12 protein-coding genes are annotated in these 7,947 nt (G+C 74.2%); 4 read left to right on the top strand and 8 right to left on the bottom strand.

All coding sequences use genetic code 11. The features are described 5' to 3' along the window. Positions 1-505 (top strand): helix-turn-helix transcriptional regulator (locus ACWCSD_RS42655; protein WP_449923669.1); only part of this gene is annotated, 505 nt, incomplete at its 5' end. Here the strand turns inward: ACWCSD_RS42655 and ACWCSD_RS42650 are convergent. Further along, the gene (locus ACWCSD_RS42650; protein WP_397160027.1) at positions 465-1,580 is read right to left on the bottom strand and encodes a sensor histidine kinase; all 1,116 of its coding nucleotides are present in this window, start codon (positions 1,578-1,580) and stop codon (positions 465-467) included. The two genes, ACWCSD_RS42655 and ACWCSD_RS42650, sit on opposite strands and share 41 nt — an antisense overlap. Next, a complete protein-coding gene (locus ACWCSD_RS42645) occupies positions 1,573-2,268 on the bottom strand; it encodes a response regulator transcription factor (RefSeq protein ID WP_449923666.1) in 696 nt (231 codons plus the stop codon). The genes ACWCSD_RS42650 and ACWCSD_RS42645 overlap by 8 nt, the downstream gene beginning before the upstream one ends. 87 nt (positions 2,269-2,355) lie before the next feature. On the opposite strand from ACWCSD_RS42645, the gene ACWCSD_RS42640 reads away from it, so the two are divergent. Beyond that, positions 2,356-2,667: a hypothetical protein gene (locus ACWCSD_RS42640; RefSeq protein ID WP_449923663.1), complete on the top strand. Its 312-nt coding sequence runs from the start codon at positions 2,356-2,358 to the stop codon at positions 2,665-2,667. On the opposite strand, the gene ACWCSD_RS42635 is transcribed toward ACWCSD_RS42640, so the two are convergent. The 5 genes from ACWCSD_RS42635 to ACWCSD_RS42615 form a co-directional block, all read right to left on the bottom strand. After that, positions 2,643-3,863 (bottom strand): MFS transporter, encoded by a 1,221-nt coding sequence (locus ACWCSD_RS42635; RefSeq protein WP_449923660.1) that lies wholly within the window; start codon positions 3,861-3,863, stop codon positions 2,643-2,645. The two genes, ACWCSD_RS42640 and ACWCSD_RS42635, sit on opposite strands and share 25 nt — an antisense overlap. Before the next feature lie 84 nt (positions 3,864-3,947). Beyond that, positions 3,948-4,697, bottom strand: coding sequence for a class I SAM-dependent methyltransferase (locus tag ACWCSD_RS42630; protein WP_449923657.1), 750 nt, complete (start codon positions 4,695-4,697; stop codon positions 3,948-3,950). Positions 4,698-4,729: 32 nt separating this feature from the next. Further along, positions 4,730-4,993: a hypothetical protein gene (locus ACWCSD_RS42625; protein WP_449923654.1), complete on the bottom strand. Its 264-nt coding sequence runs from the start codon at positions 4,991-4,993 to the stop codon at positions 4,730-4,732. Beyond that, complete coding sequence (locus ACWCSD_RS42620; RefSeq protein ID WP_449923651.1) at positions 4,975-5,184, bottom strand: hypothetical protein; 210 nt, start codon at positions 5,182-5,184, stop codon at positions 4,975-4,977. Before ACWCSD_RS42620 ends, ACWCSD_RS42625 begins: the two co-directional genes overlap by 19 nt. Further along, entirely contained in the window at positions 5,133-5,477 is a 345-nt protein-coding gene (locus ACWCSD_RS42615) for a hypothetical protein (protein ID WP_449923648.1), read from the bottom strand. Before ACWCSD_RS42615 ends, ACWCSD_RS42620 begins: the two co-directional genes overlap by 52 nt. Before the next feature lie 215 nt (positions 5,478-5,692). On the opposite strand from ACWCSD_RS42615, the gene ACWCSD_RS42610 reads away from it, so the two are divergent. Further along, on the top strand, positions 5,693-6,280 hold the full coding sequence (locus ACWCSD_RS42610) for a TetR/AcrR family transcriptional regulator (protein ID WP_397209815.1): 588 nt from the start codon (positions 5,693-5,695) through the stop codon (positions 6,278-6,280). 109 nt (positions 6,281-6,389) lie between these two features. On the opposite strand, the gene ACWCSD_RS42605 is transcribed toward ACWCSD_RS42610, so the two are convergent. Next, a complete protein-coding gene (locus tag ACWCSD_RS42605) occupies positions 6,390-6,632 on the bottom strand; it encodes a hypothetical protein (protein ID WP_449923643.1) in 243 nt (80 codons plus the stop codon). A 109-nt stretch (positions 6,633-6,741) separates the two neighbouring features. Between ACWCSD_RS42605 and ACWCSD_RS42600 the strand changes: the two genes are divergently transcribed. Then, a partial coding sequence (locus ACWCSD_RS42600) for an MFS transporter (protein ID WP_449923640.1) occupies positions 6,742-7,947 on the top strand: 1,206 nt, incomplete at its 3' end.

Genomic DNA, 7,947 nt, shown 5'->3' with positions numbered 1-7,947 from the left:
CGCCGCCGAGGGGGAGCACGACCGTTTCCTCATGAGCCGCTGGGACCGGGAGCTGCGCCACGAGCCGGCCCCCGCCGTGGCCGAGGTCTGCCTGCTGGAGATGCACGCCCGGCTGGCCCGCCTGACCGGCGGGCCGCGCGAGACGGCGCCCGCCGAGGCGGCGGCGGCCGGATCGGCCGAGCGCATGCTGGCCGTCGTCGCCCGCCGCTACACCGAGCGGCTGACGGTCGAGGAGATCGCCGAAGCCGCCGGGGTGCACCCCACCTACGCGGCCCTGGCCTTCAAACGGGCCCTGGGCATGCCCGTCTGGCAGTACGTCACCCGGCTGCGGGTCGCCCACGCCTGCCGGTTGCTGCTGGTCACCGGCTGGGGCGTCGACAGGGTCGCGCACGCCAGCGGCTTCCAGACGAGGTCGAGCTTCTACCGGGCCTTCGGCGAATCGACCGGCCTGACGCCCACGGAGTTCAGGCGGCGGGCGATCGCCGACGGAGGGTGCCCTCCGTGACGCCCGCCGGGAGGCGCACGGTGACGCGGAGGCCCCCGGACGGGCGGGGGACGAGGTCGAGCGTCCCGTCGTGCGCCCGCACGATGCTGCCGACGATCGCCAGGCCCAGCCCGACCCCCGCGTGGTCGGCGCGGACGCGGTCGGTGCCCCGCCGGAACGGCTCCACCAGCGTGGGGACCACGTCAGGGGGCAGCGTGTCGCCGGTGTTCTCGACGATGAGGGTCACCGTCCCGGCGTGCACGGCGGTCGTGACCCACACCGTGCCCTGTCCGGCGAGGTTGTGCACGATCGCGTTGTGCACGAGGTTCGTCGTCATCTGGAGCAGCAGCGCGGGTGAGCCGGTGGCGGGGGCCAGGTCTCCGGCGGTCTCGACGGCGAGTCCGCGCCGCTCGGCCAGGGGCAGCAGCGTCTCGACGGCCTCCTCCGCGATCAGCGACAGATCGACGCGCTCGCGCGGGAAGGACCGCTGGTCGGCCCGGCTGAGCAGGAGCAACGCCTCGGTGAGGTCGATCGCCCGGGTGTTGACCAGGTGGAGGCGGGCGACCAGCTCGGCGGGGTCGCGGGTGGGGTCGGTGCGGGCGACGTCGAGCAGCGTCCGGGCGACGGCGAGCGGGGTGCGCAGCTCGTGGGAGGCGTTGGCGGCGAATCTCCGCTGCTCGGCGACGTGCGCTTCGAGCCGTACGAGCATGGTGTCGAAGGCGTCGGCGAGCTCGCGCAGTTCGTCCGCGCGGCCCGGCAGCCGGATGCGGTGGGAGAGCGAGCCGCCGGTGGCCCTGCGGGCGGCGTCGGTGATGCGGGTCAGGGGCGCGAGCATCCGGCCGGCCAGCAGCCACCCGCCCACGAGCCCGAACACCAGCAGGAACGCCAGCACGAGAGCCGCGACCGGGGCGAACGACCGCACGATGGACGAGCGGTTGACCAGGAAGTCGCCGGTGGAGTAGATGGCGTCATCGGGCAGACCGCGCAGGTAGTAGACCCCCACCGCGCCCAGCGGCACGAGGCCCGCGACCAGGAGGAACCCGGCGTAACTCAGAGTGAGCTTGAGCCGCACGCTCAGGCCCGGGGCCCTACCCACGATCCTCCCCCTCGCGCCCGGCGGCGGGCGCCGTGTCGATGCGGTAGCCGACCCCCGCCACGGTGGCGATCACCCAGGGCTCGCCGAGGCGCTTGCGCAGGGACGAGACCGTGATGCGGACGGCGTTGGTGAAGGGGTCGGCGTGCTCGTCCCACGCCCGCTCCAGGAGCTCCTCGGCGCTGACGACCCCGCCCTCGGCGGCGACGAGGACTTCGAGCACGGCGAACTGCTTGCGGGTGAGCGCGACGTAGCGGCCGTCGCGGAAGACCTCGCGGCGGAACGGGTCGAGGCGCAGGCCCGCGATCTCGTGCACCGGCGGCCTGCTGTGGCCCCGCCTGCGGTCGAGCGCTCTGAGGCGGAGCACGAGTTCGCGCAGCTCGAAGGGCTTGGTGAGGTAGTCGTCGGCGCCCAGTTCGAACCCGCTGGCCTTGTCGTCGAGCCGGTCGGCGGCGGTGAGCATGAGGATGGGCATGCCGCTGCCGGAGGCGACGATGTGCCCGGCGATCTCGTCGCCCGAGGGGCCCGGGATGTCGCGGTCGAGGACGGCGATGTCGTAGGCGTTGACGCTCAGCAGCTCCAGGGCGGTGTTCCCGTCGCCGGCGATGTCGGCGGCGATGGCTTCCAAGCGCAGGCCGTCGCGGACGGCTTCGGCCAGATAGGGCTCGTCCTCGACGATCAGTACCCGCATACACCTGACCGTACGGCCCGGGGCCTATCGCCGGCATATGAAAAATCCCATACGGGCCGGCAACGGCCCGCTGCCTTGACTGGCGGCATGACACCCAGCGGACCAGCACGAACGGCAGCCCGCCGGACCCGGTCGGCCCTGGTGGCCGCGCTCGTCGTCCTCGGCGTGACGCTCGCGGCCGGCGTCGTCGTCCACCGGGCGGTGACGTCCCTGACCGTCTCGGCGTACGACGAGGCCGAGGGGGCCGTGCCCGAGGGCGTGACGGTCTTCGACGACGGGGTCCCGGCCGTCGCCGGCCTCGACGCCGACCTGCTCCGGGCCCTGCGCAGGGCGGCGGCCGAGGCCGCGGGCGACGGCGCTGACCGGCGTCCTCCTCAGGACAGGGGCACGCCGCGGTAGGCGCGCCAGAGCGCCAGGTCGTAGCCCAGGCCCAGGGCCGCGCCGAGCAGCAGGGGAGCGCCCAGCGCGGCCAGCGTGCCGGTCAGCATGGTGGTGGCGGCGATCGGGGCGACCGAGACGGCGACGCTGCGGGCCAGGCTGGTCATGCTGGCGGCGGCCGTACGCTGCCCCGGCGGGACGACCGCGGCCGTGAACGCCTGCCGCGCCGGTACGTCGATCTTGGACACCGTCTGGCGGAGCAGCAGCAGGACGACGGCGGTGGCCAGGTCCGGGGCGAACGGGATGCAGGCCAGCAGCAGGTTGGCCACGGTGTGGGGGAGGAGCATCGTGGCCAGCAGGCCGCGCCGGGCGGCCAGCAGCGGCGCGGTGAGCTGGGCCAGGGCCGGCAGCAGGTTGGCGGCGAAGAACACCAGGCCCAGCTGGGTGGTCGTCGCGCCGAAGCGATGGGCGAACCACCAGGCCAGCACAGCCTGGACGGCCAGCCCGCCGGCCAGGGCGTCCAGGGCGGACAGCCCGGCCAGCAGCCGGATCTGGCCGGGCACCCGCCCGCGACGCCGTTCCGGGCCGGCGGGCGCGGTCCGGGGCGGCTCGGCCTGCGGCGTCAGGTTCCAGAACAGCGTCACGGTCCCGGCCGCCAGGAGCGCGTAGAGGGCGAAGGCGGCGTCGGGGGCCGACGTCCAGGTCTGGAGCCCGAGCGCGGCGGCGGCCAGCGCGCCCAGCGCGCCGGAGGCCAGGGCGGTGACGTTGTAGCAGGTGAAGACGGACGTGTGGCGCGCCGGGGCGCAGGTCTGGGCGAGGATGGCCTGTTCCACCCCGGAGAAGGGCGTGTTGTCGTTGGTGGAGGGCGAGATCGTCCCGATGAAGGCGGCGGCGATCAGGACGGGGTAGGACTCGCTGAGCGCGAACACGGCCCCGGTCACCGCCATCAGGCAGCCGCAGGCGACCAGCGTCAGGCGCCGCCCCCACACGTCGGCGAACAGGCCCAGCAGCAGGCTCGCGAACACCGATCCGGCGGCGGCCACGGCCAGCAGCAGGCCGGTCTGCCAGGGGGCGTCGCCGTCCTGGGCGAGCAGCTCGGCGAGGAGCACGCTGGTGCATCCGTAGCCGAAGGTCCGCAGCGCCCGCGCCGCGACGACCAGCAGCCCGTTACGTCCCAGTTCGATCGGAAACAGGCTCCTGGCCTGCGTGTTCGGCATGGGGCATGATGCCCCGGACGGCGCGGCGGACGTGCCGCGAACGCGCGAAGACGCACGACGACATTGCGCGGGCCCGCCGCCGCGTCAGGTGGCAGGTTCGAGGTGGACGTGCAGGTCGGTGGCGTGGGCGGGGGCGGGGTCGCCGTCCGGGTCGGTGACGGCGGTCACGGCCAGGCCGGCGGCCGCGGCCAGCTCCTCGAACACCTCGCGGGTGTACCAGTGCAGGACCCACGGGCGTTCGGCGACGGTGACGTCCGGGCCGTGGTGGCGTTCGTAGCGCAGGAGGGTCGTCTGCGTCCGGGCGGTCTCGTCGCGTCGCTGGGAGACGACGGACACCCGCAGGTCGGCGCCGTCGGGGGCGACGGCCGTGCGCGCCCGGCCGATCTGGTCGGCCGGGGCCGGGTCGGGAGTGAACAGCGGCACCAGCGCGACGCCGCCCTCGTCCAGGTGGGCGCGGATGCCGCGCAGGGCGGCCAGCGCCGTGGCGTCGTCGGGGAGCAGGGTGAAGGTCGGCCCGGCGAGGAAGATCGCCGGGTACCTGCGGGGCAGGCTCAGGCTCTCCATGCGCTGGTGGAACAGCGTCACGGACACGTCCAGCTCGCCGGCCCGGCGTCGGAGCCGGGCCAGCATGTCCGCCGAGGAGTCGACGCCGTCGACCTCCAGGCCGCGCCGGCGCAGCTCCAGCAGGGGATCGCCGTCCCCGCAGCCCAGCTCCAGCGCGGGGACGCCGGTGCGCTCGACGAAGGCGGCATAGGGCTCCGGGTCCTGGGAGACGGATTTCAGCGGTCCGTAGAGCTCCGCGACGAGGCCGGTGTAGAAGTCAGCTGGATCCACCTTCGTCACAGTACGCACATGATCCAGAAGGTTCACTCCATTATCGAGTCCGGGACGGCCGTCGAGACGTGCCAGAATCCGGCGTACCGGCCGCCGCGGCGCAGCAGCTCGTCGTGGCCGCCCGCCTCGACGATCCGGCCGCCGTCGAGGAAGACGACGCGGTCGGCGCGCCGGACGGTCCGCATGCGGTGGGCGACCATGACCACCGTGCGCCCCGCCATCAGGCGCTCGACGCCCTCGTGGACGGCCGCCTCGTTCACCGGGTCCAGTGCGGAGGTCACCTCGTCCAGCAGCACGACGGGGCGTCCTTCAGCAGCGCCCGCGCGATCGAGACGCGCTGACGCTCACCGCTGGACAGCAGCGCCCCGCCCTCGCCGACGTTCGCCGCCCAGCCGCCGGGCAGCCGCTCGACCACCTCGTCCAGCCGGGCCGCGGTCACCGCCGCCCGCACCTCGGCCTCGTCGGCGTCCGGACGGCCGAGCCGCACGTTGTCCTCGATCGTGCCGTCGAAGAGGTAGACGTCCTGGAAGACGACGGCGATCCGAGCCGGTCCGCCAGCCGCCGCCGTAACGACAGCTGCACCCGGCCGTCGAGCACGTGTCCGAGCCCCGACGACGCGCCCGTCAGCAGCAGCCGCACGAACAGCCCGGCCACGCCCGCGAGCACCGCGACCCGGACGCGCCCGGCGTCCACCGGGCCCGGCGACAGCAGGACGCGGCCCACCTCGACGACCGCCAGCAGCGGCGCCAGGCCCGCGACCGCGCCGATCACCTGCGACACGACGACGGCGACGAACGCCGGGACGTGCGGACGCAGCAGCCCGCCCGCGCCCGGTTCCGGCGGCGGGACGGCCTCGGGCGGCTCGGGACGGCCTCGGGCGGTTCGGGGGCCGGCCGGTGTCCCCGGCTCGTTTCGCGGCTGCCGGTCATGGGTCCTCTAATTCCGCTACCTGAAGTATCGATACTTAAGGTAGCGGAATCGGATATCGTTCAGGCATGTCCCGAGCGAGCACTTCCGCCAGACCGCCCGGTCGCCCGCGCACCGGCGTCAACGCCGAGGTGTTCGCCGCCACGTTGCGCACCGTCCACGAGCTCGGCTACGCGCGGGCCACCGTCGAGCGCATCGCCGCCGCGGCCGGTGTGGCGAAGACGACGGTCTACCGGCGCTGGCCGACGAAGGGCGAGCTGATCGTCGACTGCCTGCTCGACGCGTTCGGCCCGGCGCCGCTGGAGGGCGCCGACCGGGCCGAGATCATGTCCTCGATCATCCGCTGGATCGCCGGGAAGATCAGCGAGCCGGGCACGGGCGACGCGTTCGCGGGCGTGTTCAGCGACGCCGTCAGCGATCCGGCCCTGCGCGAGGTCCTGTCCACCCGGTTCCAGGACCCGTACCGGCTGGCGCTCCAGGAGGCGCTCGGCGAGCCGGAGCAGCGCGTCCTGCTCTACATCGACGTCGTCGTCGGCACCTTGCTGCACCGGATGGGCATGACCGGCGAGCCGATGGTCGAGTCCGACGTCGACGCGCTGATCGAAATGGTGCTGCGGCACTTCGCCGACGGGCCCGGGGGAGCGCCCGGCGCCTGATCTCCGTGCCGCGTCGGCCCTACGGGTGATCAGGCGGAGGGTTCCCGGCGGAGCGGACGGGCCGGGCGTCGCCGTACGCCGACGCCCGGCGCCTGCGCCGGTGCGGGGGTCACGACACCCCGGAGGCGATCTTGTTCAGCGGGCCCTGGCCGCCGGCGGCGGCCTGGGCGGGGTTGTGGACGTGCGCCGTGCCCGCCGGGGCCGGCCAGGCGGGGCCGAAACCGGGGTAGGGGTGGGGCAGCGGGACGGGGGCGGCCGCGCGGGCCGGCCCGGACAGCGCGGCGGAGGCCAGCACGCCGGCCACGGCGGCGGCGATCGCGAGGCCGGCTGATCCGCGTCTTCTCTTGAACATTTCGAGGTCCCCTCGACGTGGTCTGGAAGGACCGCCGAGAGTAGCAGATTGTCATGGCTCAAGTACAGAGAGTCACAAGGCGTAGGGTGAGGCAGTAGCGTCATCGCACGTGAGCGATTACGCACTGTCACCGTCGGTCGAGCCCCGGTCCCTGCGGCGGTGGGTCGTGCTGCTGCTCTGCTGGGCCTCGCTCACCATGACCTCCGTCGACCGTTCCACCTGGGGGCCCGCGTCGCTGCAGGCGGGCGAGGCGCTGGGGGTGTCGCTGGCGGGGCTGGGGGCGTTCGCGACGGCGTACTACGTCGGCTACGTGCTGTCCAACATCGGCGGCGGGCTGCTCGGCGACCGGATCGGCAGCCGGGTCGTGTTGTCGGGGTCGCTGTTCACGGCGGGCGGCTTCATGATCGCCTTCGGCTCCGTGCCGTCCGCCGGGGCCGGGATCGCGGTGCAGGCGCTGATCGGGCTCTGCGCGGGGGCCGACTTCGCGGCGGGCGTCAAGCTCATCGCGTCCTGGTTCGGCGAGCGGGAGCGCGGGCTGGCGATGGGCGTGTTCACCATGGCCTCGTCGCTCGGCACGATGATCGCCAACGTGCTCGTGCCCCGGCTGATCCAGTGGTACGACTGGCGGGCCTCGTACCACCTGTTCGGCATCGTGTCGATGGGGCTCGCGCTGGTGTGCCTGACACTGCTGCGTGACCGGCGTGAGCCGCCGGCCGCGCGCCCGTCGCTGCGCGGCCTGGCCCGCGACCGTGACCTGCTGCTGATCGGCCTGGCCGGCTTCGGCGGGCTGTGGGGCACGTACGGCTTCGTGACCTGGTCCAACACCCTCATGGTGAAGGGGCACGGGCTCGACCCGGTGGCGGCCGGGACGGTCGTCGTGGTGTTCGCGGCGGCGGGCGCGGTGGGCAAACCGGTCATCGGCCTGGCCACCGACCTGGCCGGACGGGGGCGCAAACGCCCGGCGGTCGCCGTGCTGGTGGCCTTCGCCGGCTGCCTGCTGCTGTTCGGCCGCATGGAGACGGAGACGGCGTTCCTGGTGACGGCCGGGTTCGCGGGGCTGGGCGCGTACCTGTACTCGCCGTTGCTGATCGCCATGGTGCCCGGCCTGTCGGGGACGGCGCTGGCCGGCTCGGCGGCGGGCGCGACGAACGCGGTGGCGCAACTGGGCAGCGTGACCGTGCCGGTCGTCGTGGGGGCGGTCTACCAGGCCGGCGGGTCCTTCTCCGCCGCGTTCGCCACCCTGGCCGCCGGGCCCGTGGCGGGCGCGGTGGCGCTGTGCTTCGTCCGCGAGGCGCGCGGCCGGTCGAGGACCGGC

The organism is Nonomuraea sp. NPDC001684 (genome assembly GCF_053596515.1).
This window is presented reverse-complemented; position numbering and strand designations above follow the sequence as displayed.

Bases quoted from the DNA above. Each gene is read 5' to 3' on its own strand.
- ACWCSD_RS42610 (WP_397209815.1), top strand. From the start codon at position 5,693: ATGTCCCGAGCGAGCACTTCCGCCAGACCGCCCGGTCGCCCGCGCACC.
- ACWCSD_RS42635 (WP_449923660.1), bottom strand. From the start codon at position 3,863: ATGCCGAACACGCAGGCCAGGAGCCTGTTTCCGATCGAACTGGGACGT.
- ACWCSD_RS42645 (WP_449923666.1), bottom strand. From the start codon at position 2,268: ATGCGGGTACTGATCGTCGAGGACGAGCCCTATCTGGCCGAAGCCGTC.
- ACWCSD_RS42605 (WP_449923643.1), bottom strand. From the start codon at position 6,632: ATGTTCAAGAGAAGACGCGGATCAGCCGGCCTCGCGATCGCCGCCGCC.
- ACWCSD_RS42640 (WP_449923663.1), top strand. From the start codon at position 2,356: ATGACACCCAGCGGACCAGCACGAACGGCAGCCCGCCGGACCCGGTCG.